Here is a 25,240-nt window from a genome sequence, read left to right on the forward strand (position 1 = left end):
GCCTGCGCCTGCACCACCCCCGCCCCGTGCCCGTACCCGGCTCACGCGGCCGCGGCGCCGGGTACGGGCACGGGGCGGGGGTGGTGCAGGCGCAGGCCGTCGACCCGGCCCGTGGCGTCGTGGGTCATCAGCCAGGCGACGGCGGGTGGGCAGTGCCCCGGGTTGTCCGGCGGGTTGACGATGTCCATCTCCCAGACGGTCAGCGAGCGCCCGGCGACGGCGTGCACGAGGCGCTGGCGGACCCCGGCGGTCAGGTCGGAGTCCATGCCGCGGATCAGCAGGCCCCTGCCCCCCACCCGCTCCCTCCCGCTGAACAGGCCGACCTCGGGTGACCAGCGTTCCCGCAGGAAGCCGGCGAAGTGGCCGCGTTCGGCCGCGGCCAGGGTCTCGTGGGCCTCGGTCCTGCTGGCCCTGGTGCGCCGGGTGCTGTCGTCGTGGGCGCCGTCCGCGGTCTCGGCGAGTGCCTGGGCGAGCTTGGCCCGGGCCTGGCTGAGCCGGCTGCGGACGGTGCCGACGGGAAGCCCGCAGGCCGAGGCGATCTGTTCGTACGAGCTGACGCCGGTGGTGAAGTGGCGCAGTACCAGCGGCAGCCGCAGCGTCGGGGAGAGCTGCTCGATGGCCTCCCAGATCCAGTCCCGCAGCGCGGCGGACTCCAGCCACCGCTCGGGTCCTGAGTCCGCCGCGCGCAGGACGAGGTCGTCGACCGGGCTGGTGGGGGCCGTGCCGCGCAGCAGGGAGCGGGCGTTGTTGCGGACGATCATCCGCAGCCACGGCCCCACCGCGGCGGGATCACGGACGTCGCCCACGCGGCGCAACGCCGTCAGCGCCGCGTCCTGCAGCACGTCGTCCACGTCGGGCCCCGGGCCCAGGACGCTCAGGGCGACGGCGCGCATGCCGGCGCGGTGACGCTCCAGGAGGAGACCGAGCGCCGTGACGTCACCCGCCTGAGCGGCCCGGGTGAGCGCCACGTCCTCGGCACGGGCTGCCACGGATTCGTCCAGGCCCATCGCGTCCCTTCCGGCGTTCATCCCTCTCCAGCGGATGCTACGGCGTCACCGCGGCCATCCGGAAACGCCTCCGCACGGGAGGCCTCAGGGGCCCGCCGGGGGAAGCACCGCCGCACGGCGGCACACGACCGACCAGGTGGCCTGTGCGGGATCGGCGCCCTGCGGCAGCCGGCGGGTTGCGGAGAGGAAGGTCACCGTGCGCCGGCCCTCCAGGTGGCACCAGACGGACATCTCCGGCGGGCCTCCGGCCACGGGCTGCTCGTAGAAGTACCACCGGGTGGTGACGTGCCGGTCCTCGCCGAGGAAGGGCTGCTGCAGGAAGCGCTGGGCGCCCGGGGGCAGGTTGCCGAGGAAGTCCCGGGCCTCCCTGGTCAGCTCGGGTTCGGCGCCCTCGGCGTCGGGTGCCGCGGGGGAAGGCGTGGGCGCCGCCCGTCCTGAGAGCAGCGAGGCGGCGGCCCCGAGACCGGCGGCGCGTGCCGTGGGGGTCGCCGGGCCGCTCCGGAAGGGCCGGGTGACGAAGGAGTCCGGGTCGAGCCGCAGGGTGCGCACCGAGAGGCCCGGGCCCTCGGCGGGCTCCGCCACGCCGAGGCCCTCGGTGCCGAGCACCACGGCCTGGACCCCGCCGCCGACCGCCGCGTGCGCCCACCACTCCAGGACGGTGCCCGTCCCGTGCGCCATGCGCGCGCGGACGTATGCGGGCAGCAGGGCCCAGTAGTGGTGCCGGTCGGGTCCCGGGGAGACGCTGAGATCACCGGGCCGGTGCAGCCGTCCCCGCGGCGCTCCGGCCGCCCCGCCCGGACCGCGTGAGAGCGGGCCGTCCGGCCCTCGCGACATCCCGTCCATCGGTCTCCCTCCCGCAACCGGCCGACGTTCCAGCCTAGGTGTATTGATCACGAGCGTTGTTGACACCGGTCCGGGCTTGATCAAGGCGAAGACCTCCGGTGTGGTGGAGCTGTCTAGGACCGCACCACACCGGAGGTCTTCGTGTCCCACCGTAATGCCCGGCTGACCGTTCATGGCAGGCGGCTGCTGGTCGAGCGTGTCTGCTCGGGCCGACCGGTCGCTCATGTCGCGGCTGAGATGGGGATATCGCGCGCCACGGCTCACAAGTGGGTCCGCCGCTGGCGGGTCGAGGGCGACGCCGGCCTGCACGACCGTACGAGCAGGCCTCACACCGTCCCCCACCGCACACCGGCCGCCATGGAGGCCCAGGTCTGTCACCTGCGGACCACTCGTAAGTTCGGTCCGGCACGGATCGGGCCGATTCTCGGGATGCCGGCCTCGACAGTGCACCGGATCCTGACCCGGCACGGCCTGCACCGGATCGCCTGGATGGACCGCACCTGGGGGCACCTCCCAGCGGAGCTGGGGGAGCCGCTGGGCCCGCCCTTCGGGCGGTGGGGGCACCTCGCTGCGTTGTCGGAGTCGTCCACGTACGTCCAGTACGAGGCCGATCCTCCGCCTTGCGATAGCACGCACCAGCCGCCCCGAGCCCCGCCCTCCGGGCGGACGGCGCTATTTGTCAGACACGCCCCAGTCGGCCTCGCGAACCTCCTCCACGTACCGCAGCAGGGCCCGCATCCGGTCCGGGGGCCACGGCAGGTTCCGCGCGAGTTCCTCCCCGCGCTCGTCCCACAGCCGCCGCGCGGCGGCCCTGGTCGCCTCGCCGTCCTCACCCGCGGCGTGGAAGCCGCTCCCCACGGCGTCCCAGCGACCGACCAGGGTCCTGACCTCCGGGTCGTCGGCGGGCGTGCCCGCCTCGACGTGCGACAGCAGCGCCTCCACGAGCCCGGTCCACTCGGTCCTCGCGGCCTCGACACCCTCCGGGCCGATCTCGGCCCGTCGTGCGGCCAGTTGCTCCCGCTGCCCGGCGGTGAAGTGGGTCTCGAACACGGACATCAACTCCAAGGTCGTCATGAACTGTTCGGGATGGGGCATCGACGTCCCCTCGATTCGCCCGAGGAGCCCGCGGAGCTGCGCGGTGAGCTGGCGGATCCGCGCGGCGTGCGCCTCCAGAGCGGACAGCTGTGCGGTCAGCAGGTCGCGCATCGACCCCAGGTCCTCCCCGCTGTCCGCGAGGACGCGCTGGATCTCGTCCAGCGGGAGCCCGAGCGCGCGCAGTGCCCGCACCCGGTAGAGCCGGCGCACGTCCCGCTCGGTGTAGCGGCGGTGTCCGGCGGCGGTGCGTGCACTCGCCCCGAGCAGGCCGATCTCGTCGTAGTGGCGCAGCGTGCGGATGGTCGTGCCGGTGGCGCGGGCCACCTCGCCGATGCTCCACAGACGCCGGTCGTCGTCGTTCCCGATCACGCCGACAACGCTATGACCTCCCGTTACGGCCGGTTCAAGCCCGCCGCGCGGGCTCTGGCAGGATGACGCGGTGGTCGGCTTCGCCGGCGAGCAGGTCGAGGCCGACCACAACGAGCCGGACGAGCTCTCGCTGACGTGGAACAGCGTCGACCCGCGCCGCCTTCCGACGCCCTGGACGAGAACGGACTGGACATCGGTCCGCCCGCGGGGTGACGCAGGAAGGGGCCCGGCCGTCAGGGGCGTTCGGGTTTCTCCGCGAGGAACGTGGCGACGGCGCGCTTCGCGCCCGCACCGGGCTCCTGCACCAGGCGTGCCGTGACGGTGAGACCGGCCTCCTCGAGCAGCGCGGCGATCCGCGGGGCCGGCAGCATGTGGAGCCCGTACGAGACCGGGTGGCCGCCGTACGCGTGCTCCGGGCACAGGTGCTCGTCCTCGCCCACCCAGCCGGCGAGCATCAGGTGGCCGCCGGGTGCCAGGACGCGGCGGAACTCGGCGAAGACGACGGGCAGCAGCTCGGGCGGCGTGTGGTGGGTGGAGTAGTAGGCGAGGACGCCGCCCAGTTCGCCGTCGCCGATGTCGAGCGCGGTCATGGACCCCACGGTGAAGCGCAGGTGCGGGTGGGCCCGCCGGGCCAGCTCGACCATGCGCGGCGACAGGTCGACCCCGTACGCGCGCACCCCCAGCCCGGCGAGGTGCGCCGTCACGTAGCCGGGGCCGCACCCCAGGTCCGCCAGCGGGCCCCGGCCGGCCGTGCGCACGGTCTCGGCGAAGGCTGCCAGCATGGCGCGGGAGAGCGGGTCGAGTCCGTCCGGGGTGCTGACCTGTGCGGCGTAGTCGGCGGCGACGGTGTCGTACGACTCCCGGACCGCGGCGAGGTAGGCGTCTTCGGGCACCGGGCGAGCCTACCCACGGCGGGGATCAGCACAGCACGCGGAGTGCGCCCGGGCGGATCCGCGCGGTGACCGGGAGGGCGGCCTCCACCTCGCCGTCCGCGCCGTACGGGATCGCGCGGTCGGCCTCGATGCGGATCTCCTTGCCGCGCACGATCTCGACCTCGGGGCGCTCCACGTGCGCACCGGTCTTGAGTTCGTTCATCAGCGCGAAGAAGAGGCGGCGCGGCGCGTCGTGGATCATGACGACGTCGAGCAGCCCGTCGTCGACCCGGGCGCCGGGCGCGATGGCCCGGCCGGATCCGTAGTAGCCGGAGTTGGCGGCGACGACGGTGTAGCCGCGGCGTTCGTGGACGACTCCGTCGACGGTGACGCGGTAGGCGGCGGCACGCCAGCCGGCCACCGCGCGCAGCCCGCCGGCGTAGTAGGAGGCCGGGCCGCGCAGCAGCCGGGCGGTGTTGGCGTGGTGGTTGGCGACCGCGTCGACGCCTGCGTAGACGCTGCCGAGGACGACGGTCCGGTCGTGGACCGCCGACTCGACCTCGATGGTGTCGACGGCGCGCGGCTCGTCGCGGAGCAGGATCCTGGCGAGTTCGGCGGGCCCGGAGGGCAGGCCGAGGGCGCGCGCGAAGTCGTTGCCGCGGCCTGCGGGGACGAGGCCGAGGACGGTGCCGGTCCCGCTGAGGGCGCCGCCGATGCCGCCCACGATGCCGTCACCGCCGACGGCCAGGACGACGCGGCCGCGCTCGCCGGCCCGGCGCGCCAGGTCCTGGGCGTGCCGGAGGCTGTCGCTGCACACGGTCTCCAGCTCCGCGCCCGCCTCCCGCAGCAGCTTCGCCAGTGGGAGGACGGCTGCCGCCCCGGTGGATCCCCCGGCGGTGGGGTTGACGACGGCCGTGAACTGTCGCATGGGTGTGCCTCCGGGGACGGCGGGACGGGGTCAGCGGGTGGGCAGCAGGATGCCGGGGTTGAGGAGCCCGTCGGGGTCGAGCGCGTCCTTGACGGCGCGCAGGGCCTCGATGCCGAGCGGACCCGCTTCCCGGACGTACCAGTCGCGGTGGTCGGTGCCCACGCCGTGGTGGTGGGTGATGGTGCCGCCCGCGGCGAGGACGGCCTCGTTGGCGGCCTCCTTGGCGGGGGTCCAGTGCGCCACGGGGTCCTCGCCCTGCGCCGAGACGACCGTGAAGTAGAGCGAGGCGCCGTTCTCGTAGACGTGCGAGATGTGGCACATGACCAGCGGCGGGGTGCCGGCCGCGGCCAGCGTCGCGGTGAGCGCATCGCGCACGGAGTCGTACAGCTCGGGGATCCGGGACCAGAAGGTGGCGGTCTCCAGGGTCTCGGCGAAGGCGCCCGCGTCGAGCAGCGAGTCCCGCAGGTAGGGGGCGGAGTACCGGCCGTGGGCCCAGCGCTCGCCGGGCTCCTCGCCCAGGTACGCGCCGCCGCACTCGCGCAGTACGGCCGCGGCCTGCTCCCGGCGCAGGGCGGTGTCCTCCGCGGTGCCCTCGTAACCGGCGATCGCCGTGCAGCCCGCGGACGCGGCCCCGTCCGAGCCGATCGCGTCGGGCTGGGCGAGGCCGACCATCGTCTCGGTCTCGTCGGACAGGCGCAGCACCGTGGGGCGGGGGCCGTCCTGGGCGAGCCGGCGCAGGGCCGCGGCGCCCTCGGCGAAGGAGGCGAAGCGCCAGCCCTCGTAGACCTTGACCTGGGGAAGCGGGCGGATCCGCACCGTCACGGAGGTGATGACGCCCAGCGCGCCCTCGGAGCCGAGGATCAGCTGGCGCAGGTCGGGGCCGGCCGCGGAGCGGGGGGCGCGGCCGGCGTCGAGGGTGCCCCGCGGGGTGGCGACGGTCAGGCCCAGCACCATCTCGTCGAAGCGGCCGTAGCCCGCGGAGGCCTGGCCGCTGGAGCGGGCGGCGGCGAATCCGCCGATGGTGGCCCACTCGTAGGACTGGGGGAAGTGGCCCAGGGTGAAGCCTTGTTCGGCCAGGAGCGCCTCCGCGTCGGGGGCGCGCAGCCCCGGCTGCAGGATCGCTGTCCGCGAGACGGGGTCCAGCGACAGCAGACGGTTCATGCGGCGCAGGTCCAGGGCGACGAAGGGGCGCCGCCCCTGCGGGGCGAGGCCCCCCACGACGGAGGTGCCGCCGCCGAAGGGGACGACGGCGAGGCCGTGTTCGGCGCAGACGGCGAGGACGGCCAGGACCTCGTCGTGGCCGGCGGGCAGCACGACGGCCGCCGGGGTGTCGTCGACGTCGCCGCCGCGGATGCGCAGCAGGTCGGGGGTGGACTTGCCGCGCGTGTGGCGGATCCGGGTCTCGGCGTCCGTGCGCACGTGGGCCGGGTCGCCCACGCAGTCGGCGAGGTCCTGCCGGGCCTCGTCGGTGAGGGGGGACCCGGGTACGGCGACGTCCTCCAGGGCGGCGGGTTCCGCGCCGCGGGGTTTGACGCCCAGCAGATCGCGCAGCAGGCCGATCACGGTGTCGGGCAGCGGGGCCGCTTTGGCCGGGTCGCCCCAGCCGCTCCACAACATGTCCACGGGCTCGTCCTCACCGGTCGTTTCTGGGGGTGCCGTCTCCTGCGTCCCCCACAGGGCGTTACACTGTGACACATGGCGCCTATTCGTCACAACAGCTCGGACAGCGACCCGGTGCTCGACGCGGTCCGCGACTGCGTCCTGGCCGTCGGCGTCCGCCGCACGACCCTGACCGACGTGGCCCGCCGGGCCGGCGTGTCCCGCATGACGCTCTACCGGCGGTGGCCCGACGTGCGCACGCTCGTCGGCGACCTGATGACCCGTGAGTGGGTCTCGGTCGCGGTGGACGCGATGCCCGAGCGGCACGAGGACACGAGCATCCGGACGTACATGGTCGAGGGATTGGTGGCGGGGGTGCGCGCCTTCCGCCGCCACCCGCTGTTCGTCAAGATCCTCGACGTCGACCCCGAACTGCTCCTCCCCTATGTGCTGGACCGCCGCGGCGCCAGCCAGGACGCACTGCTGGAACGGATCGCCGGCGCCCTGGAGGAGGGCCACGCCGACGGCTCGGTCCGCGCCGGTCACGTCACCCGGCAGGCCCGTTCCGTGCTGCTGGTCGTCCAGTCGTTCACGCTCTCGTTGCGCACCATGACCGACGAGGACGACCCCGACCTGACCTCCGCGGCCTTCCTCGGGGAGTTGCGGGACATCCTGGAGAGGACCCTCGCCCCATGAGTTCCATGAGCCCCATGAGTTCCATGAACAGCCCGGCCCCCTCCCCCGCGTCCTCGCTCAGCGCCGCGCGGCGCGCCCGCGAACTGGCGGAACTGGCCGCCGGCGAGCAGGTGGACGTCCTGGTCGTCGGCCTCGGCGCCACCGGCGCGGGCGCGGCCCTCGACGCGGCGTCCCGCGGGCTGTCGGTCGCCGCGATCGACGCCCACGACCTGGCCTTCGGCACCTCCCGGTGGAGCTCCAAGCTGATCCACGGCGGCCTGCGCTACCTGGCTTCCGGCCAGTTGGACGTCGCGTACGAGAGCGCGGTGGAGCGCGGCGTGCTGATGGAGCGCACCGCCCCCCACCTCGTCCGCGCCCAGCCCTTCGTGCTGCCGCTGACCCCGCTGGTCTCGCGCGGGCAGGCCGCACTGGCCTGGTCCGGTTTCCGGGCCGGCGACGCGCTGCGCCTGTCGGCGCGGACGGCGCGGGCCACTCTCCCGGCGCCGCGTCGGCTGTCCGCGGTGGAGACCCGGCACCTCGCCCCCGCCCTGCGCACCGCGGGGCTGCGCGGCGGCCTGCTGTCCTGGGACGGCCAACTCGCCGACGACGCCCGCCTGGTGACCGCGATCGCCCGGACCGCCGCGGCGCACGGGGCGCGTGTCCTGACGCGGGTGCGCGCGGTCTCACTCAGCGGCTCGGGCGCCGTCGTACGCGACGAGCTGACCGGCGAGGAGCACACGATCCGGGCCCGTGCGGTGGTCAACGCCTCCGGCGTGTGGGCGGGCGGCCTGGTCGACGGCGTACGGCTGCGTCCGTCCCGGGGCACGCACCTGGTGCTGCGCTCGGAGGGCCTCGGCGGCCTGCCCGCAGGCCTGCACATACCGATCCCCGGGGAGTCCAACCGGTTCGTGCTCGTCCTGCCGCAGGGCGACGGCCGGGTGTACGTGGGGCTCACCGACGAGCCGGTCGACGGAGCCGTCCCCGACGTGCCGGAGGTGCCCGAGACGGACATCGGCTTCCTGCTCGACGTGCTCGGCACGGCGCTCGACGTCCCCGTCCACCGCGACGACGTGGTGGGGGCGTTCGCCGGACTGCGCCCGCTGCTCGACACCTCCGCCGACGGCTCGGGCCGTACCGCCGACATCTCGCGCAAGCACGCGGTGCTCACCTCCGCCGAGGGCGTGGTGACCGTCGTCGGCGGCAAGCTGACGACCTACCGCCGCATGGCCCAGGACGCGATCGACGCCGCCGTCACGGCCCGCGGGCTCGGCACCGCCCCCTGCCGCACCACGTCGCTGCCGCTCGTGGGCGCCGCAGCGCCGCACGTGCTCACCGGCCTGCGGGCCCCGCGCCGCCTGGTGCAGCGCTACGGAACCGAGGCCCCCGCCGTGCACGCCCTCGGGGCCGCCGATCCCGCCCTGCGGGAGCCGGTCGTGCCCGGTCACCCCGTCACGCGCGCGGAGTTGGTGTGGGCCGTACGCCACGAGGGGGCGCTCGACACCGGCGACCTCCTCGACCGGCGCACCCGCGTGGGCCTCGTCCCGGCCGACCGCGAGACGGCGCTGCAGGCGGCGGAGGAGGCACTGGCCGGGGCGTGAACCCGGCCCGGGGTCACGGGACGGCGGCGGCCCCCGGGGCGCGGTCCGGGGCACGCCAGCCAGCTTCGAGGCGGTCCAGGAGCGTGCGGAACGTGGGGTCCACACGCTCCTCCTCACCGTCCGCGAGGAATGCGAGCAGGAGTCCGAAGACGGCGTCCACCAGGAGGGATGCCTCGATGCGCGCACGCTCCCCTGCCATACCCAGGCCCTCGAAGACAGGGGCGATGAGCTCGGTCCACTCGGTGACCAGTCCGTACATGTGGGGGCCGTGGCGCTCGGGTCTCAGCATGGCGGCGGCCATCATCTCGAAGTACAGGGGCAACAGCGCAAGGCGCTCGGGGCTGCGGATCTCCCGCCACAGCGCCTCCGCCAGGCGTCGCATCCCCTCCGCGTCCCGGGGCGTGCCGGCCACCGCGAGGACCTCGCGGAAGCGCAGGATCGGCCGGCTCGCGTCCAGGGCGAGTGCCTCGGCGACCAGGCGTTCCTTGCTGCCGAAGTAGTAGAGGAGCATCCGGTCGCTGGTGCCCAGCGCCTTGGCCATCGGCCGCAGGGAAAGATCCGCCAGGCCGTGCGCGACCACGTACTCCCGCACACGGTCGAGGAGTTCCCGCCGCTTGTCGGCATCGGCCCGTCGCGGCATGACACTCTCCCGAAGTCCGCATTTATCACTTTTGCCAGCGCATTTACCGTAGCACCCGCTACATGTATATTTGATAGACGTAGCGGGTGCTACAGGAAAGACTCTCGCGCCTCACACTCCCGACAGCGGAAGGGAATGATCACCATGGCCGCCGCCCAGGCCATCGGCACAGACGGGACGCGCACCTCAGCGTCCTGGCTCGCCCGGCAGCTCAGGCTGTGGTCACGCACCCTGGAGCCCGTGCGCCCCCTGCACGCTCCGGCCGGACGCGCCTCCGCCCGGGACGCCTCCTGGCCGCTGGAGCACGAGCTGGCCTCGGTGGGCCGCGCCCGCAGGCTGGCCACGGCTCAGGTGCGTACATGGGGCCTTGGCAACCTCGCGGATACGGCGGAACTCCTGGTCAGCGAACTGGTCACCAACGCCCTGCGGCACGCACGCGGTCCGGTGCGGATGAACCTGCGCGTCGCGGAGGGGCACCTGCGGTGCGAGGTCGAGGACATCAGCTCCCGGGCCGCGGTCCGGCGCGTCACCGACACCGATGCGGAGGGCGGGCGCGGCATGGAGATCCTGGACCTGCTCAGCGACGCCTGGGGCTCGGACCTGACGGCGACCGGCAAGACGACGTGGTTCGAACTGTCGCCGGCCGCCGCCTGGCAGGACGCCCGCGAAGCCCCCTCCCACCAGTGCCGTGACACCGGACTTACCCACCAGTAGCCTCTACTGCGTCGTCAGCGGGCGGGAGAGCAGCGGTGAGCATGCCGGACCATAGTGATGTCGAGGCCTTCTTCGAGCGGGTGGCGGACGAACGCTTCGTCCCGACCGGGTACACGCGCGGCCCCTGGGACGCCGCGAGCCAGCACGCCGGGCCGCCCGCGGCCCTGCTCGGCCGCGCGGTGCAGACGCGTCCGGGCGCCCGCGAGGACATGCGCCTGGTCCGGATCACCCTCGAGATCCACAGCCCGGTGCCGCTCGCCCCGCTCACCGTGACCACCCGCGTGCTGCGCGAGGGGCGCAGCGTGGAACTGGTCGAGGCCTCCCTGTCGCCCGACGGGGGCGCGCAGATCATGCGGGCGCGGGCCCTGCGCATCCGCACCGCGCCCGGCACCGTCCCCGCCGCGGGCCCCACCACGGATCCCGGCGCCGCCGCGGAACCCGCCGTTCCCGGACCCGCGCAGGCCCGCCCCGAGCCGTTCTTCCCCGTGCCGTGGGACACCGGCTACCACACGGCCATGGAGACCCGCTTCGCCGCCGGTTCCTTCCTCGACCGCGGCCCCGCCACCTGCTGGCTGCGGATGCGCGTCCCGCTCGTCGCGGGCGAGAAGACCGCTCCCCTGGACCGTGTCCTGGTCGCGGCGGACTCCGGCAACGGCGTGAGCAATGTGCTGGACTTCTCCGAGCACCTCTTCGTCAACCCCGACCTCACCGTCCACCTCCACCGCCACCCCGCCGGCGAGTGGGTCTGCCTCGATGCCCGCACCACCGTCGACCCGTACGGCGTGGGCATGGCCGAGGCCTCCCTCCACGACGAACAGGGCCCCATCGGCCGCAGCGTGCAGAGCCTGTTCGTCGCCCCGCGTCGCGGCGCCTCGGCCTGACCCCGCCCCGGGGAAGCGGTCGTCCGACGGGACGTCAGCCGAGGAGCTCCCGGACCACCGCCGAGGCGACGGCGGCGTCGAGGGCCCCGACGCCTGTGAGGTCGGCGATCGTCACAGTGGCGTCCGTGCGGTCCCTGCGGTCCGGAGGGGTGCGGAGCAGGGCCCCGAGGGGGACGTCGGCGTCGTGCGGGACCGCGCCCGCTCGGACGGCGTGCGCGAGGTCGCCGTGGTGGAGGCACTGTTCGTGGTCGTCCGTGGCGATGACGGCGGCACGGGCGAAGAGCGCGGGCGGCAGCTCGTTCTTGTGCGGCATGTCCGCGCCGACGGCGGTGACGCGCGCGCCGGGGCGGACCGCGTCGGCGTCCAGCACCGGGGAGGTGGCGGGCGTGGCGGTGACGACGATGTCGGCGCCCGCGGCCTCCGCGGCGGAGGCGGGGCCGGCGCTCAGCCCGTGGGCCGCCAGGTGCTCGCAGAGGGCGGTCGCCCGGCCCCCGTCGCGGCCGTGGACGAGGACCCGGCCGACGGGGCGCAGCATCGCCAGCCACCGCACCTGCAGCCGGGCCTGCTCGCCGGTGCCGAACACCCCCACGCTGCGGGCTTCGGGGCGGGCCAGGGCGTGGCCGGCGAGGGCTCCGGCGGCTGCCGTGCGCCAGGCCGTGAGGCATCCGCCGTCGTCGAGGACGGCGCGGACCCGGCCGGTGTGGGCGCTGATGACGCAGACCAGGCCGTGGTTGACGGGTGCGCCGCGCTCCGGGTTGCGGTAGAAGCCGGAGGCGATCTTCACGGTGAAGTCGTCGGACCCGTCGATCCAGCCCGTCTTCACGTGGCAGTCGCCGTCCGCGGCGGGGAACGTCAGATGGGTGGGCGGCGGCACGGTGGTGCGGCCGGCCGCGTGGGCGATCAGCGCGGCACGGACCGCGTCCAGCACCAGCGCGGGCCGCGCGGCGGCCTCGATCTCCTCGGGGCCCAGGACGGGGACGGTCATCGGCGCGCTCGCAGCCAGCCGGCGAGGGCGTCGAGTCCGGGGGCCGGGTCGCGGCGCCCGACGCCGACACGGAAGCGGTCGGCGGGCGTATCGGTGAGCTCGGAGCGGAAGATGCTCGCGGGCAGCAGCAGGACCCCGGCCTGCTCGACGAGTTCGGTGCAGAAGCGTTCCACGCCGTCGGCGCCGAGGTAGCGGGGGTAGGCGACGCAGCCGCCGTCCGGGGCGCGCCAGCTGAACAGGTCGTCGAACTCGGCGAAGAAGGCGTCGAAGAGCGGGAGGTTGGCGGCGATCAGGGCGCGGTTGCGGTCCAGGATCCGGTCGCGGGCCTTGAGGGCGATCCGGGCGAGCACCTCGCTGGGCGCGGCGTTGCAGATCGTGGTGTAGTGCTTGGCCCGCTCCAGGCGCGAGCGCAACTCCCGGTCCCGGCAGGCGATCCAGCCGATCCGCAGCCCGGGCAGGCCGAGCGCCTTGGACGTGACGTTCAGCGACAGCGCCCGTTCCGACAGGTCGGCGGCCTGGGGCAGGGTGCGGGCCGGGTCGCGTTCGAGGCCGCGGTAGACCTCGTCGCTGAACAGGTGGATGCCGCGCTCGTCGCAGAGCTCGGCCAGGCGCGCGAAGTCGGCGGCGTCGATGACCTTGCCGGTCGGGTTGTTGGGGAAGTTGACGGACACGACGCGGGTGGTGGGGCGGAGCGCCGCGGCCACCCGGTCCACGTCCAGGGCCCAGTCCCGCTCGGGGTCGAGCGGCACGCCCGTCACCTCGCACAGGGAGAGCGGCACGGTCTCCGCGGCCTGGTAGTTGGGGGTGACGACGACGGCGTGGTCGCCGGGGCCGAGGAGCACCTGCATCGCGAGGTAGAGCGCCTCCTCCGCGCCTGCGAAGCAGATCACGTCGTCGGCGCCCGCCCGTTCGTACGTTGCGGCGATCGCCTCGCGCAACCCGGGGTCGCCGAAGGTCCGGGTGTAGCCGAGGGAGAGCGTCTGCCAGGCGTGCCGGTCCTCGGCGTCTGCGAGTTCCAGCAGTTCGGGGAGGGTCATGGTCTGCGCGTCCGAGGCGGTCAGGTGATGACGGACGGTGAACTCCCAGCGGGAGAAGTACGTTTCCAGCCGGAAGTCGGGAAGTCGGCTCACGGGCGCTTCCTCTGCGCTTTGAGGTCGGCGAGCAGGGCGTAGACGGTGGAGCGGGACGCCTGCAGGGCGCCGGCCACGACGGGCACGGCGCGGCGCATCGTGAACACCCCGGTCCGGTCGAGCTCCTCGAGGATCGCGAGGCGGTCCTCGCGGCCCAGGCGGTCCACCGGGCAGCCCCGGTCACGGGTGTAGGTGCCGACGGTCCGCTGCACGTGCTCGGTCCAGTCCTGCTCGAAGAGCGGCTCCGGGTGCGGCACGGTGGGCGCGGCGAAGGCGGAGAGCACCGAGGCCGCCTGCTCCAGCGGGGTCCGGTCGAGGTTGACGCACAGCACCGCGGAGGGCCGGCCGTCGCCGTCCCGCAGGACCGCGCTGACGGACGAGAGCCGGCGCCCGTCGGCGAGCAGCTTCTCGTACGGGCCGTACACGTCGTGCGCCGACGGGTCCAGCCGCTCCAGCTCGCCCAGCAGCGAGGGGTCGCCGGCGGTACGCCGCGACATGGGGTTCCAGATGCCCAGCACGCGGTCGTCGGCGACGTCGTGCAGGACCACCTCGGCGTACGGGCTCAGCAGCAGGGCCACGGCCTGGCAGACCGGGGCCCACTGCCGTACCCGGGGGTCGTTCTCGTCGAGTCGCGCCTTCTCCATGGCTGGACTCTACGTCCATCCTGGACATTAAGTCCAGCCCCTGCGCGGAGGGGCGCACGACACGGCCTTGCCTAGGCCGCGTCGAGGTCCTGGTGGATCGCGCGGGAGACGCCCTCGACGGTGGCGATGCCGGAGGCCATCGTCGCGTCGCCGTCGGTGAGGACGGTGATGCTGTAGTCGTGCCCACCGCCGGTGAAGGCGCCCAGGCTGTGCACCCGCCAACCGTGGGTGGCGCGGGAGAGCCAACCGTTCTTGACGTGGACGACCGCGGAGTCCGGAGCGCCCGCGGGGGTGCCCCAGCGCTGGGAGGGGACGACCTCGTTCATCAGCTTGAGGGCGTAGGCGCGCGCGTTGTCGCCGAGCACGGCGTTCGGTGCCGTGAGCAGGTCCATCAGCTTCTGCTCATCCCCGGCGGTGATCTGGGTGAGACCCCAGGCCCCGGCGCCGCCCGGCACCGTGTGGCTCATCCCGGCGGCGGACAGGAAGTCGTTGACCTTGGCGACGCCGAGCTGCTTCCACAGCACGGTCGTGGCGTCGTTGTCCGACTTCGTGATCATGGCGGTGGCGAGCCCGGCCTCACGGGAGGTGAGGTGGCGGTGGTGCTGCTGCACGTCCCGCAGCAGGGTCGCCAGGACGGTGACCTTGACCGTACTGGCGGAGTCGAAGTGCTGGTCCGCGCGGAGGGTGCACGACGTGCCGGTCGCGCGGTCGTGCACGGACACGGCCGTACGGGCGGTGCCGCCCTCCAGCGCCGACGTGATGTCCCGCTGCAGTTTCGCGGCCAGTCCGGGCGCCGCCGAGCTGCAGCTCACCTGGGGCGTCGCGGCGGCGGCCTCCGCCGTCGCGGCTCCTGCCGCCACGGGGACCGCCACGCCTGCGAGGACCGCGGCGGCCAGGGCGCGCCGGGATATTCGGGTATGACCCATGTCACTCCGTCCATCGGGTTGCTGCCGGCCGGGCTGACTGCCCAGTGTGGGCGGACGGTTGGGCAGGACGGGATGTGACGTCGGCTACGTCCGGCCGGGGCGGCGAGGACCTCGGCAGGCGCTGCGCGGCCACGTCCCCGCGTGGCCGGACGGTTCACGGGGAAGCCTTCGGGGACCGTCGCGCGGCCGTGACGCGACGCCGTTCCGCACCGCGGTCTTGGCGTGCCCGATGCCCCAAGTGCGGTGACGCGACGCGCCGTTGTCGGCCGGCCGGCCAGGCGGAGGCGACCGCTGCAGGCCGTTGCCGCCACCCGGGAGGGCGACCGCCACTCTGGTCGCGGACGGCCTCCTGGGGGCGGTCCCGCATCGGGCCTCGCGGCCCCGCCCGAACCGTACCGATATGACCTGGATGTGATGAAGTTCGCACCCGTCCGCACAGAGGGACGACCGCGTCATCCCTCGGGGTGGTTGAGTTCGACGTCGAAGCCGTCCTGGTGGCCGGCCGTGGCGTCGTTGCCGACGGTGACCTGGGTGGCCACCGGCGGGTAGCCGCTGGCGACCAGCGCGTACTCGCCGGCGTCCAGGTCGCCGAAGGCGTAGGCCCCGTCGGTGCCGGTGGTGGCGGTGGCGGTGGCGGTGGCCAGCAGGTTCCCGGCCGCGTCGATCAGGGTGACGCGGGCCTCCGGCAGTGGTGTGCGGGCGGTGCCGCCGAGGACGGTGCCCTGCAGGCGGGCTCCGGTGCGGAGCGGGACCTCGACGTGGGTGGGGCCGTTGCCGGCGACCTCGACCGGCAGTGCGGCCGGCCGGTAGCCGGTGGCGTTGACGGCCAGGGTGAAGTCGCCCGCGGGCAGGTCCTGGAAGCCGAAGGTGCCGTCCTGGCCGGTGCCGCCGGTGGCCAGGACCACGTCGTAGGGGACGGGCTCCTCGCCGACCACCACGGTGGACGCCTGCGGCTGGTGGCCGTCGGCGGCGGCGACGAGCACGTACGAGCCGGCGCCGGGCGCGGTCAGCGTGTAGCCGCCGTCGGCCCGGGTGGAGGCGCGGCCGAGCTGCCGGCCGGTGAGCGATATCAGGGTCGCGTCATCCAATGACAAACAAGTCGGATGAAGACACACATGACGGCGATGGCGGAGGTCGAGCCGTGGCACGCCGCCGGGTCGACGAGATCGCCGCCCGTGACGCCATTACCTCCGGCGTCATCGACCGGCCCGCACGGGCCCGGCAGGATCAAGGACGTCCGGCAGGACGGACACGGGACACCACTCACCACGACCCCAGGGAGCAGCCATGACCGCCTACGCCGTCGGCCACCTTCGTCCCGCGCAGCCCCACGAGGAGGTCTTCACCTACATGGAGCGCATCCAGGACACCCTGGACCCCTTCGGCGGCCGCTTCATCGTCCATGGCGCGACCGTGGAGGTCGTCGAGGGGCGGTGGCCCGGGACGATCGTCCTGATCGAGTTCCCGGACATGGACCGGGCGCGGGCCTGGTACGGGTCGAACCTCTACCAGGAGATCCTTCCGCTCCGCACCCGCCATCTCGACGGCGAGGTCATCCTCGTCGACGGCGTCGGACCCGGCTACGACGTCACCAGGACCGCCGCGCGGCTCAGGGAGGAAGCCACCCGGACGGGCGCGTTGCCGGCCTGACGGGCCGCAGGCCCGGCGGGCTCAGCCGCCGAACCGGCAGCCCGAGGTGTGGGAGGCGGCCTCACCGGCCGCCGCGGCCGCGTCGCCCGCGCGGACGGCGTCCAGCAGACGCGCGTGGTCCATGTAGTCCTCCGGGCGCAACGCGCGGCCGCCGAAGTGCTCCTTCAGCGAGTCCCTGACGACCTGGCCCAGGTCCGCGTAGAGCTCGGCCAGCACCTCGTTGTGCGAGGCGGCCACCACGGCGAGATGGAAGGCGCTGTCCGCGTCTACGAAGGCGTCCCGGTCACCCGAGGCCCAGGCGCGTTCCCGCTGGTCCAGCAGCGTGCCGAGGCGGGCGAGGTCGTCCTCCGTGCGGCGCGTCGCGGCCAGGCCGGCGGCGGCCGACTCCAGGGCGCCGCGCACCTCGGTCACGTCCCGCTGCCCGGCGTCCTCGAAGCGGCGCTGCATCACCCCGGCGAGCTCGCTGGTCGCCGCGACGTACGTGCCCGAGCCGTGGCGTATGTCCAGCAGCCCGTTGTGGGCGAGCGCGCGGACGGCCTCGCGGACGGTGTTGCGGGCCACCCCCAGTTGCCGGACGAGTTCCGGCTCGGTCGGGATGCGCGAGCCCACCGGCCAGGCCCCGGAGGTGATCTGGCGGCGCAGTCCGGACACGACCTGCTCGAAGAGACCGGAAGGACGCGGCACGGGACGTAGACTCATCCCATGATTATACGCCGGAGGGTCCCGAACCGGTCCGCGGAACGGCGGAACCCGGCACGGCCCGGTGCCCGCACCGGCGGCCTGGCGGTGGTGGCGCTGCTGCTGGTGGCGTTCAACCTCCGCCCCGCCGTCACGAGCCTCGGGCCCGTCCTGGCCGAAGCGCGCGCCGCCCTCGGGATGAGCGGTGCCGTCGCCGGGCTGCTCACCTCCGTGCCGGCGCTCTGCTTCGCCCTGGTCGGCTTCGCCGCTCCCGGGCTCGCCCGCCGGTACGGACCTTCGGCGGTCGTCGCGGCGGGCACGGCCGTGGTCGCCGTGGGGCTGGTGCTGCGGCCCCTCGCCGGGGGCACCGCGCTGTTCCTGGCGCTCAGCGCCTTCGCGCTCGCCGGGATCGCCGTGGCCAACGTGCTGCTGCCGGTGGTGGTCAAGCAGCGCTTCCCCGACCAGGTCGGCCGTATGACCGGCCTGTACTCCATGGCCCTCAACCTGGGCGCCTCGGTCGCGGCGGCCGCCACGGTGCCGCTGTCCGGGGCTTTCGGCGGTGACTGGCGGTGGGGGCTGGGCGCCTGGGGCGTGGTCGCCGCCGCCGCCGTGCCCCCGTGGCTCGTACTGGCGCGCATCCGTACGGCGGACCGGGCGCCGCAGCCCGCACCCGGGCCACCCGGCGCCGGGACCGGACTCGGTGTGCGGATGACCCGCTCCGCCACGGCATGGGCGCTGGCCGCGTACTTCGGCCTGCAGGCGGGGGCGGCCTACGTCGTCATCGGCTGGCTGCCCCAGGTGTTCCGGGACGCAGGGCTGTCGGCCGGGACCGCGGGCGTGCTGTTCGCCGTCACCTCACTGCTGGGCGTACCGCTGTCCTTCGCGCTCTCGGCCCTCGCGGGGAGGCTGCGGCGGCAGAGCGGCATCGCGGTCGTGCTCGGGGTGTTCGGGCTGGCCGGGTACGCGGGGCTGTGGGCGGCACCGGCTGCCGCGCCGTGGGTGTGGGCCGTGCTGCTGGGCGTCGCCAACTGCTCGTTCCCACTGGCCCTGACGATGATCGGGTTGCGCGGCCGGAACAGCGCGACGGTGGTGCGGCTCTCCGCCTTCGCGCAGAGCGCCGGCTACCTGCTGTCGATCCCCGTCCCGTTCCTGGTCGGAGCGCTCTACGAGCACACCGGCGGCTGGCGGGTCCCGCTGGTCCTCATGGCCGCCTTGATGGTGGCGCAGCTGGCCGCGGGCCTGCTCGCGGGACGGGACCGTAACGTTGGCTGACCGCGGCGCCGACCGCGGGGATCACCAGGGCAGTGCGCCGTCCGGGCCGGAGAAGGTGCCGGTGGGGCCGTCCGGGCCGAGGGTCGCCAGCCGGACGATCGCCTCGGCGCCCTCCCCCACGGTCCCGGTGCCCGTTCCGAACGGGTCCGCCCCGGTCAGCCCGGGCTCGGCGGCGTTGACACGCAGGCCGGGCAGGGCCTTGGCGTACTGCACCGTGAGCATGTTCAGCGCCGCCTTCGACGACGCGAACACCGGCAGGAGGATGCGGGCTTCCGGGCGGCCCGGGTCGGTGACCAGGCCGAACGAGCCGAACGCCGAGCTCACGTTGACGATGACGGGCGCCTCGGAGACCGCCAGCAGGGGCAGGAAGGCGTGTGTCATCCGCACCGCTCCGAAGACGTTGGTCTCGAAGACGTGGCGCATGACGGCCGCGGTGACCTCCTCGGCCCCGCGCACGCCCTCGAACGCCCCGGCGCCGTTGACCAGGACGTCGAGCCGGCCCTCCCGGCGGGTGAGGTCGGCCGCAGCCGCAGTGACGGAGGCGTCGTCGGTCACGTCGAGGGGGACGAAGTGGGCGCCGAGCTCGGCGGCGGCCGCGCGGCCGTGGCTCGCGTCGCGGCCGCCGACGTGCACGGTGTGCCCCAGCTCGATCAGCCGGCGGGCGGTCTCCCGGCCGAGGCCCCTGGTGCCTCCGGTGATCAGTGAGACGGTCATGGGTCTCCCCTGCGCTGTGCGGATCTTCTGTCGCCGCAGGGATCCGTACCGCGTACGGGTCCCGTCAACGCCGCTTCCCGGGGATCCGCCCTGTCGCTGGCGTTGACGACGCCCGGGGTGGCGCCGGAGGAGCGCGGGGAGTGGGCGGTGCGCGGGTTCGCGGGGGCGTCGCTGGTCGCGGTACTGGCGGCGTGCGCGATGATCGGGCTCGGCCTCTGCCTCGCCCTGGTCCCGGTCCGTACGACGCGCTTCCTCAACGAGGCGTTCGCCGTGGTCCCGGCGATCGGCGGCCGGCACCGGCTCCTGCAGCGCCTCGTCGCCCACGGCGATCGGCGTGGCCCTCGTCCTGTACGGCGTGTACTTCGCCGACCACGTCCCCGCGGGCGGCCGGATCCTGTGGCAGCACGTGGACACGAGCACGTACCACACGGAGGTAAAGGTGTTGAGGATCCCGCCGTGGCGCGTCCTTCCCCTGCTGGGACTGGCCGGGCTCTCCCTGGTCGACACCTCCAGGATGGTCGTACCGAGCCGGGCGGCCGTCCGGGCCCGGTAGGACGGGAGCGGCAGGCCGGGACCGGCAGGCCCGGGCCAAAAGGACGGCGGCCACCGCGTGATCACCCGCGTGCCGGGGAGGAAGGGCTCAGGCCCCCGTCACTGCCCCACCCTGCCGTCGACGCACTCGCGCAACAGGTCGGCGTGCCCGCAGTGCCGGGCGTACTCCTCGATCCGGTGCACCAGCAGCCCCCTGACGGCGATCCCGTCCTTCCCCACGCGCTCGCCCAGGTCCGGGTGCGCCGCGAGCGCCGCGTCGGTCGCTGCCTGCTCGCGTTCCAGATCGCGGTACGCGGCATCGACCACGGCCTGGTCGGCGACGGCGTCGTCGAAGTCCGCGTCCCGCCTGCCGTACAGCTTCGGCAGCGGTTCGCCGTCGCTGATCCAGTTGCGCCAGTCCCGTTCCACCTCGGCGAGGTGCCGGACGAGGCCGAGCAGCGACATCGTCGACGGTGGGACCGAACGACGGGCCAGTTGCTCCGGGTCCAGGTCCTGGCACTTCATCCGCAGGGTCATGCGGTAGCTCGTCAGGTAGTCCTGAAGGGTGGCGAGTTCACCCTCCGGACCGGGGCCTTCGCTGTCGCGGGGGTCGTCGTCCGGGTCGACCCACATGTCGGGGTAGACGGTTGCCCGGGTCCATCGTGGCGCTTGGTCGCTCATGCCCCGCATGGTGGTCCGTGACGGCCCGCTTCCGCCACCGAGTTTGTGCCGCCGGACGCCGGACGCCGGCCCTCAGCCGAGGTGCTCGGCGACGCCTTCGAACTGGACGGCCATGCCCGAGAGGGAGGCGGAGTCGACGTGGTCCATGACGCGCCTGCGCGCACTGGCCAGGAGCGACGGATAGGCGGCTTCCAGCCGTTCCAGGCCACCGGACGTCAACGTCGCCACGCTCCCCTCGCGCGTCCAGCTCGTGCCGTCGCTTGGCCACCCAGCCGCGGGCCTTGGGGGAGTCGACGACCCGTGAGATACGGCTGGCCGACAGGCGGGTGAGCTCGGCCAGGTCGATCATCCGCAGTTCGCCGTCCCTGGCCTCCGACAGGAACATCAGCACCGAGTACTCGGACAGCGTCAGCCCGGTCGGCTTCAGAAGGTCGTCATCCAGAGCCTTCGGCAACGCGGTCATCACGCGCTGCAGGGCACGCCAGAAGCGCTCTTCGTCTGCGTCCAGGGGAGCATCCGCCGTCATGGCGCCAGCTTGACCCGCGGGTATACCGCCTACAGCCTCCCGTCACCAGGGCAGCGCGCCGCTGCGGTCGAAGTAGCCGCCGGTCGGGCCGTCGGAGCCGACGAGCGCCATGCGGACGATGACCTCGGCGCCCTCCTCGACCGACTGGAACCCGGTGTTGCCGTTCAGGTCGGTCTTGGTGAAGCCCGGCTCCACCGAGTTGATCCGGAAGTCCGGCAGCGCCTTCGCGTACTGGACGGTGATCATGTTCACGGCCAGCTTCGACGCCGGGTAGTCCAGGCCCGGGAACATGTGGGCGGGCTGGTCGGGGTCCGTGACGTGGTGCAGCGAGGCCAGGCCGCTGCTGACGTTGACCACGACCGGGGCTGGAGACTTCCGGAGCAGCGGCACGAACGCGTGGAGGACCCGCACGACGCCGAAGACGTTGGTGTCGAAGGTCGTCCTCATCGCGTCGGCGGTGGTCTCCACGGTGGGCACGACGCTGTTGTCCGGCCGGCGCACCTCGATGCCGGCGTTGTTGATCAGCACGTCCAGGCTGCCGCCGGCCTCGATCGTCCGCGCGGCGGCGGCGACCGACTCGTCGTCCGTCACGTCGAGCCGGACGAAGGACGCCCCCAGCCGCTCGGCGGCCAGTCGGCCCCGCTCGGCGTCGCGGGCGCCGATCCAGACGGTGTGGCCCTCCCCGATCAGGCGCCGCGCCGTCTCGTACCCCAGCCCCTTGTTGGCTCCGGTGATCAGTGTCGTCGTCATGGTGTCGCTCCCGTCTCGGTGTTCGTTCTCCGACGCCTCCAGATTGCGGCGGGGCGGGGCGGGCAGGGAGTCGTCTCGTTTTCCTGGGACTCGCGGTACCGGGTTGCTCGCCGCTTGCGCCGCGGTCCGCGGGCTGTGACGAGGTCCACAGGCCACCGGACGCCGTACCGGACCCTCGAGTCCGGTACGGTCGGATGCATCCGGACCCAAGGGTCCACATAGCCCCTCCCCCGAAGGAGCACCTGGGATGACACGCGCCCGCATCAGCGAAGCCCTCCGGGCACTGGTCTTCGAGCCCGAGCCCGGCGTCGCACTGGACGAGGTCCTCGACCGGTACTACGCGCCCGACTACACCCACCGCAGCGACGGCGACGTCCTGACCCGCGAGGAGTTCGCGGCCATGGTCGCCGGCATCCGCCCCCGGATCACCGGCGGCACGGTGACCGTCATCGACGAGGTCGGCGACGGCACGACGTACGCCGAACGGCACGTCTTCCACCTCACCCTGGCCGACGGCTCCACCCAGCACCGCGAGATCGCGATCTTCGGCACCCACGCCGAGGACGGCCGCTTCTCGCACCTGAGCGAGACCGGCTTCGACCTCCCCGCCGAAGCCCGCTGACGCCCCCGACCACGCACCCCAGGAGCACACCATGCCCCGCCTGACCGACCCCGACCCGGCGTCCTTCCCCGACGACGTCCGTCAGTACCTGACGGCGCTGCCGCCGGACCCCATGGTCAAGATGATGTCCCACTCGGCCGGCACCGTGAAACCGTTCGTGGAGCTCGCCCGGGCCCAGTTCACCTCCCTGCGCCTCCCGGCCCGTTCACGCGAACTCGTGATCCTCACGGTCGCCGAGTACACCGACTGCGCCTTCGTCGCGGCCCAGCACGAACCCATGGCGCAGGCCGCAGGAGTCGACGAGCCGACCCGCCGGCTCATCCGGGCCCGGGACCTGGACAACCCCGCCATCCCCCTCCCCGACCGCGCCCTGCTCCGCCTCACCGCCGAAGTCGTGCGGCAGCCCCGCGTCAGCGACGAGGTGTTCGACCTGGCGCGGTCCTTCCTCAGTGAGCGCGAGTTGGTCGAGGTCCTTCAAGTGGCGGGCTACTACTGGTCGTTCGGCCGGATCGCCACCGTTCTGGACGTCGAGGTGACCAAGGTCTACGGCGACGAGGTCCTGGATGCCCCGACGGACGCCGACAGCGCCTGAGACGTCGATTCCCCGTGCACGCCCGGGGATACTTGCGGCGTGCTGCTGACATCGATCGCCGAGATGGCCGACGAGCCGCTCCTGCTGGAGCCGGCCGACCGCCGGGTCGAGTGGGAGACCAACACCTGGTGCCTGTCCGCGGAGGTGGACGACCGGCGGTCGGTCTCGGTGGCCGAGGTGGTCGACGCCTTCGAGCGGACCGCCGAAGGCATCCGGCGACGCGTCCACGCCACGGGTTTCGCCGGGGCGGCCACGTTCTACGTGTGGCACGACGAACAGGCCGGGCAACTCCGCTGCTCCACGGGGTCGGTGGCCGCGGACGAGCTGCCGTTCGGCGGTGCCTACGCGCCCTCCGGCGACCTCGAATCCATCGTCAAGGACTTCCTCAACGACCCGGAACCCGGCCTGGTCGCCTGGCCGGACCTTGACGTCGTGGGCGACCGGTCCGAACCACCGTCGCGCGAGGGGGAGGCGGCGCCTCTACCCGTATGGGTGAGCAGTGTCGGAACGGTCGCGCAATGATCCTCGCACGCCGCCCCAACGTTTCGATCTGACCTCGGGAAAGGCCGGGTGCGGTACGATCACGCATGGCGTCATGGAAGTCAGCGCCTGTGCAACACCATGCGGATTCCGGCCTGTCGTGCCTTCGCTGTCAATTCGGCCGCGCGTGTGTGCACCGACCCGCCGGGTGCGCCCGCTCCCAGGATCTCCAGAGCGCATTCTTCCGACCGTGCGCTACCGGCCGGCGTCGATCCGCACTGCCGGCGCGAGCCTCGCCCATCGGTCGTCGACCGGTGCGCAGGCCCTTTTTGGAGACGACGTGAAAATCCTCCCCGAGATTTCCCGCACCCTGAGTGAGTACCTCCTCATTCCGGGCCTGACCACGGAAGACTGCACGCCGGACAACGTGGACCTCGGGGCGCCCCTGGTGCGTCACCGGGTCGGCGAGGAGCCGGGGATCCGGGTCGCCACCCCCATGGTGAGCGCCATCATGCAGGCGGTGTCGTCACCGACGCTGGCGGTGGCGCTGGCGCAGGTCGGCGGGTTGTCGTTCATCCACCAGAACCAGCAGGTCGAGGACCAGGCCGCGGACGTGCGGACGGTGAAGCGGCACAAGGCCGGCTTCCGGACCAGCGACGTCACCGTGGCGTCGCAGACGCCTCTCGGCGAGGTGGCACGGCAGTTGGCCGACACCGAGCAGGGCGTGGCCGTGGTGACGGAGAACGGGGAACCGGACGGCGAGTTCCAGGGGATCATCAGCCTCGACGACTTCCACCTGGAACGTCACGGAACCTCCGAGGCCGCCGGCAACCGGATGCGGGGCCGTGACGATCTGGTCACCGCGCCGGCCTCGGTTTCGCTGTCCGAGGCGAACGAGCTGATCTGGCATCACCACCTGGACGTGCTGCCGCTGCTCGAGGACGGCCGGGTCGTCTCCTTGGTGCTCAAGAGGGACTACCAGGCCCACAAGACGTACCACCGCGCGAGCGTGGACGGCGAGAAGCGTCTGCGGGTGGGCGCCGGCATCAATTCCCGTGACTTCAAGGACCGTATTCCCGCCCTGCTGGAAGCCGGCGCGGATGTGCTGTGCCTGGACTCCTCCGACGGCTATTCCGTGTACCAGGCGAGGACCCTCGAATTCGCGCGGGAGACGTACGGTGACGACGTTTTCGTCGGTGCGGGGAACGTCGTCGACGGCCGGGCCTTCCGTTACCTGGCCGATGCGGGCGCGGCATTCGTGAAGGTCGGGATCGGCGGCGGGGCCATCTGCACCACCCGCGCGCAGAAGGGCATCGGCCGCGGGCAGGCCTCCGCACTGCTCGACGTGGTCGAGGCGCGCGACGCCTATGCCCAGGAGACCGGGGTGTACGTGCCGCTGTGCTGCGACGGGGGCCTGCTCAACGACTCGCACATGGCGATGGCGCTGGCGATGGGGGCGGACTTCATCATGCTCGGCCGCTACTTCGCCCGGCTCGACGAGAGCCCGTCGCCGAAGCTGCAGATCGGCGGCCAGTGGTACAAGGAGTACTGGGGTGAGGGCTCGCGGCGCGCGCAGAACGCGGCCCGCTACGGCCACCGCGGCCAGATGGTCTTCGAAGAGGGCGTCGACGGCTACGTGCCCTACGCCGGCAGCCTGTACGACAACGTGGAACGGACCCGGGCCAAGCTCACCTCGACGATGATCAGCTGCGGGTCGACGAACCTGCGGGACTTCCACCGCGACGCGGTGCTCGTCCCGGTGTCCGCGGAGTCCTTCAAGCAGACCGGCGCCGAGGTGCAGTTGCGCCGGCCCGCCGTCCACTCCGGAGAGTGATCCG

27 protein-coding genes and 3 pseudogenes are annotated in these 25,240 nt (G+C 73.5%); 12 read left to right on the forward strand and 18 right to left on the reverse strand.

Annotation, left to right across the window (positions count from 1 at the left end; genetic code table 11):
• Positions 1-41: 41 nt before the first annotated feature.
• Positions 42-1,028, reverse strand: a complete 987-nt coding sequence (locus PV341_RS01475; protein ID WP_500332281.1) for an RNA polymerase sigma factor — start codon at positions 1,026-1,028, stop codon at positions 42-44.
• A gap of 63 nt (positions 1,029-1,091) precedes the next feature.
• Positions 1,092-1,841, reverse strand: a complete 750-nt coding sequence (locus PV341_RS01480) for a hypothetical protein (RefSeq protein WP_500356432.1) — start codon at positions 1,839-1,841, stop codon at positions 1,092-1,094.
• Between the two features lie 150 nt (positions 1,842-1,991).
• Here PV341_RS01480 and PV341_RS01485 point away from each other — a divergent pair.
• Positions 1,992-2,363 (forward strand): annotated as a pseudogene (locus PV341_RS01485) (leucine zipper domain-containing protein); the annotation flags it as partial.
• A 159-nt stretch (positions 2,364-2,522) separates the two neighbouring features.
• On the opposite strand, the gene PV341_RS01490 reads toward PV341_RS01485, so the two are convergent.
• The 4 genes from PV341_RS01490 to PV341_RS01505 all read right to left on the reverse strand — a co-directional run bounded on the left by PV341_RS01490 (position 2,523) and on the right by PV341_RS01505 (position 6,737).
• Positions 2,523-3,314: a MerR family transcriptional regulator gene (locus tag PV341_RS01490; RefSeq protein WP_500332283.1), complete on the reverse strand. Its 792-nt coding sequence runs from the start codon at positions 3,312-3,314 to the stop codon at positions 2,523-2,525.
• Positions 3,315-3,547: 233 nt separating this feature from the next.
• Complete coding sequence (locus PV341_RS01495; protein ID WP_500332284.1) at positions 3,548-4,207, reverse strand: class I SAM-dependent methyltransferase; 660 nt, start codon at positions 4,205-4,207, stop codon at positions 3,548-3,550.
• 25 nt (positions 4,208-4,232) lie between these two features.
• Complete coding sequence (locus PV341_RS01500) at positions 4,233-5,114, reverse strand: diacylglycerol kinase family protein (RefSeq protein WP_500332285.1); 882 nt, start codon at positions 5,112-5,114, stop codon at positions 4,233-4,235.
• A 30-nt stretch (positions 5,115-5,144) separates the two neighbouring features.
• Positions 5,145-6,737, reverse strand: a complete 1,593-nt coding sequence (locus tag PV341_RS01505; protein ID WP_500332286.1) for an FAD-binding oxidoreductase — start codon at positions 6,735-6,737, stop codon at positions 5,145-5,147.
• Positions 6,738-6,809: 72 nt separating this feature from the next.
• Here PV341_RS01505 and PV341_RS01510 point away from each other — a divergent pair, with 72 nt between their 5' ends.
• Together PV341_RS01510 and PV341_RS01515 are read left to right on the forward strand one after the other, a co-directional pair.
• Positions 6,810-7,409: a TetR/AcrR family transcriptional regulator gene (locus PV341_RS01510; protein WP_500356434.1), complete on the forward strand. Its 600-nt coding sequence runs from the start codon at positions 6,810-6,812 to the stop codon at positions 7,407-7,409.
• Between the two features lie 5 nt (positions 7,410-7,414).
• Positions 7,415-8,986 carry a glycerol-3-phosphate dehydrogenase/oxidase gene (locus PV341_RS01515; RefSeq protein ID WP_500356465.1) on the forward strand — a complete coding sequence of 524 codons (1,572 nt, stop codon included), beginning with the start codon at positions 7,415-7,417 and terminating at the stop codon, positions 8,984-8,986.
• A 13-nt stretch (positions 8,987-8,999) separates the two neighbouring features.
• Here PV341_RS01515 and PV341_RS01520 read toward each other — a convergent pair whose 3' ends face one another.
• Positions 9,000-9,626 carry a TetR family transcriptional regulator gene (locus PV341_RS01520; RefSeq protein WP_500332288.1) on the reverse strand — a complete coding sequence of 209 codons (627 nt, stop codon included), beginning with the start codon at positions 9,624-9,626 and terminating at the stop codon, positions 9,000-9,002.
• 135 nt (positions 9,627-9,761) lie between these two features.
• Between PV341_RS01520 and PV341_RS01525 the strand changes: the two genes are divergently transcribed.
• Together PV341_RS01525 and PV341_RS01530 are read left to right on the forward strand one after the other, a co-directional pair.
• Positions 9,762-10,340, forward strand: a complete 579-nt coding sequence (locus PV341_RS01525; RefSeq protein ID WP_500356435.1) for an ATP-binding protein — start codon at positions 9,762-9,764, stop codon at positions 10,338-10,340.
• A 41-nt stretch (positions 10,341-10,381) separates the two neighbouring features.
• On the forward strand, positions 10,382-11,221 hold the full coding sequence (locus PV341_RS01530; protein WP_500356466.1) for a thioesterase family protein: 840 nt from the start codon (positions 10,382-10,384) through the stop codon (positions 11,219-11,221).
• 34 nt (positions 11,222-11,255) lie between these two features.
• On the opposite strand, the gene PV341_RS01535 is transcribed toward PV341_RS01530, so the two are convergent.
• The 5 genes and pseudogenes from PV341_RS01535 to PV341_RS01555 form a co-directional block, all read right to left on the reverse strand.
• On the reverse strand, positions 11,256-12,206 hold the full coding sequence (locus PV341_RS01535; RefSeq protein WP_500356437.1) for an ornithine cyclodeaminase family protein: 951 nt from the start codon (positions 12,204-12,206) through the stop codon (positions 11,256-11,258).
• Positions 12,203-13,336 carry an aminotransferase class I/II-fold pyridoxal phosphate-dependent enzyme gene (locus PV341_RS01540; RefSeq protein WP_500332291.1) on the reverse strand — a complete coding sequence of 378 codons (1,134 nt, stop codon included), beginning with the start codon at positions 13,334-13,336 and terminating at the stop codon, positions 12,203-12,205. The genes PV341_RS01535 and PV341_RS01540 overlap by 4 nt, the downstream gene beginning before the upstream one ends.
• Positions 13,333-13,980: a helix-turn-helix transcriptional regulator gene (locus PV341_RS01545; protein WP_500332292.1), complete on the reverse strand. Its 648-nt coding sequence runs from the start codon at positions 13,978-13,980 to the stop codon at positions 13,333-13,335. The genes PV341_RS01540 and PV341_RS01545 overlap by 4 nt, the downstream gene beginning before the upstream one ends.
• Before the next feature lie 71 nt (positions 13,981-14,051).
• Positions 14,052-14,906 (reverse strand): serine hydrolase, encoded by an 855-nt coding sequence (locus PV341_RS01550; protein ID WP_500356439.1) that lies wholly within the window; start codon positions 14,904-14,906, stop codon positions 14,052-14,054.
• 452 nt (positions 14,907-15,358) lie between these two features.
• Positions 15,359-15,982, reverse strand: a pseudogene (locus PV341_RS01555) (carboxypeptidase regulatory-like domain-containing protein); the annotation flags it as partial.
• A gap of 211 nt (positions 15,983-16,193) precedes the next feature.
• Here PV341_RS01555 and PV341_RS01560 point away from each other — a divergent pair.
• Positions 16,194-16,556, forward strand: coding sequence for a DUF1330 domain-containing protein (locus tag PV341_RS01560; RefSeq protein ID WP_500356440.1), 363 nt, complete (start codon positions 16,194-16,196; stop codon positions 16,554-16,556).
• A 21-nt stretch (positions 16,557-16,577) separates the two neighbouring features.
• On the opposite strand, the gene PV341_RS01565 is transcribed toward PV341_RS01560, so the two are convergent.
• Positions 16,578-17,255 carry a FadR/GntR family transcriptional regulator gene (locus PV341_RS01565; protein WP_500329404.1) on the reverse strand — a complete coding sequence of 226 codons (678 nt, stop codon included), beginning with the start codon at positions 17,253-17,255 and terminating at the stop codon, positions 16,578-16,580.
• Between the two features lie 3 nt (positions 17,256-17,258).
• Here PV341_RS01565 and PV341_RS01570 point away from each other — a divergent pair, with 3 nt between their 5' ends.
• Positions 17,259-18,506, forward strand: coding sequence for an MFS transporter (locus PV341_RS01570; RefSeq protein WP_500356442.1), 1,248 nt, complete (start codon positions 17,259-17,261; stop codon positions 18,504-18,506).
• Between the two features lie 21 nt (positions 18,507-18,527).
• Here PV341_RS01570 and PV341_RS01575 read toward each other — a convergent pair whose 3' ends face one another.
• Positions 18,528-19,220 carry an SDR family NAD(P)-dependent oxidoreductase gene (locus tag PV341_RS01575; protein WP_500329402.1) on the reverse strand — a complete coding sequence of 231 codons (693 nt, stop codon included), beginning with the start codon at positions 19,218-19,220 and terminating at the stop codon, positions 18,528-18,530.
• Positions 19,221-19,554: 334 nt separating this feature from the next.
• Between PV341_RS01575 and PV341_RS01580 the strand changes: the two genes are divergently transcribed.
• The gene (locus PV341_RS01580) at positions 19,555-19,773 is read left to right on the forward strand and encodes a hypothetical protein (RefSeq protein WP_500356443.1); all 219 of its coding nucleotides are present in this window, start codon (positions 19,555-19,557) and stop codon (positions 19,771-19,773) included.
• A 98-nt stretch (positions 19,774-19,871) separates the two neighbouring features.
• Here the strand turns inward: PV341_RS01580 and PV341_RS01585 are convergent, their stop codons facing one another.
• From PV341_RS01585 to PV341_RS01600, 4 genes and pseudogenes are all read right to left on the reverse strand, one after another.
• Positions 19,872-20,432, reverse strand: coding sequence for a mycothiol transferase (locus PV341_RS01585; RefSeq protein ID WP_500329400.1), 561 nt, complete (start codon positions 20,430-20,432; stop codon positions 19,872-19,874).
• A 72-nt stretch (positions 20,433-20,504) separates the two neighbouring features.
• Entirely contained in the window at positions 20,505-20,660 is a 156-nt protein-coding gene (locus PV341_RS01590; protein WP_500329414.1) for a hypothetical protein, read from the reverse strand.
• A gap of 67 nt (positions 20,661-20,727) precedes the next feature.
• A pseudogene (locus PV341_RS01595) lies at positions 20,728-20,958 on the reverse strand (winged helix DNA-binding protein); the annotation flags it as partial.
• Positions 20,959-21,000: 42 nt separating this feature from the next.
• Complete coding sequence (locus tag PV341_RS01600) at positions 21,001-21,708, reverse strand: SDR family NAD(P)-dependent oxidoreductase (protein ID WP_500356445.1); 708 nt, start codon at positions 21,706-21,708, stop codon at positions 21,001-21,003.
• Positions 21,709-21,955: 247 nt separating this feature from the next.
• Between PV341_RS01600 and PV341_RS01605 the strand changes: the two genes are divergently transcribed.
• The 4 genes from PV341_RS01605 to PV341_RS01620 all read left to right on the forward strand — a co-directional run bounded on the left by PV341_RS01605 (position 21,956) and on the right by PV341_RS01620 (position 25,236).
• Positions 21,956-22,330, forward strand: a complete 375-nt coding sequence (locus PV341_RS01605; RefSeq protein WP_500356447.1) for a nuclear transport factor 2 family protein — start codon at positions 21,956-21,958, stop codon at positions 22,328-22,330.
• Positions 22,331-22,361: 31 nt separating this feature from the next.
• Positions 22,362-22,922 carry a carboxymuconolactone decarboxylase family protein gene (locus PV341_RS01610; protein WP_500329397.1) on the forward strand — a complete coding sequence of 187 codons (561 nt, stop codon included), beginning with the start codon at positions 22,362-22,364 and terminating at the stop codon, positions 22,920-22,922.
• 39 nt (positions 22,923-22,961) lie between these two features.
• Entirely contained in the window at positions 22,962-23,444 is a 483-nt protein-coding gene (locus tag PV341_RS01615) for a hypothetical protein (protein ID WP_500329396.1), read from the forward strand.
• Positions 23,445-23,742: 298 nt separating this feature from the next.
• Positions 23,743-25,236, forward strand: a complete 1,494-nt coding sequence (locus PV341_RS01620; RefSeq protein WP_500356449.1) for an IMP dehydrogenase — start codon at positions 23,743-23,745, stop codon at positions 25,234-25,236.
• Positions 25,237-25,240 lie beyond the last annotated feature (4 nt).

Origin of the sequence: Streptomyces sp. PA03-1a, from assembly GCF_033792805.1 — a bacterium.
Lineage (GTDB): Bacteria > Actinomycetota > Actinomycetes > Streptomycetales > Streptomycetaceae > Actinacidiphila.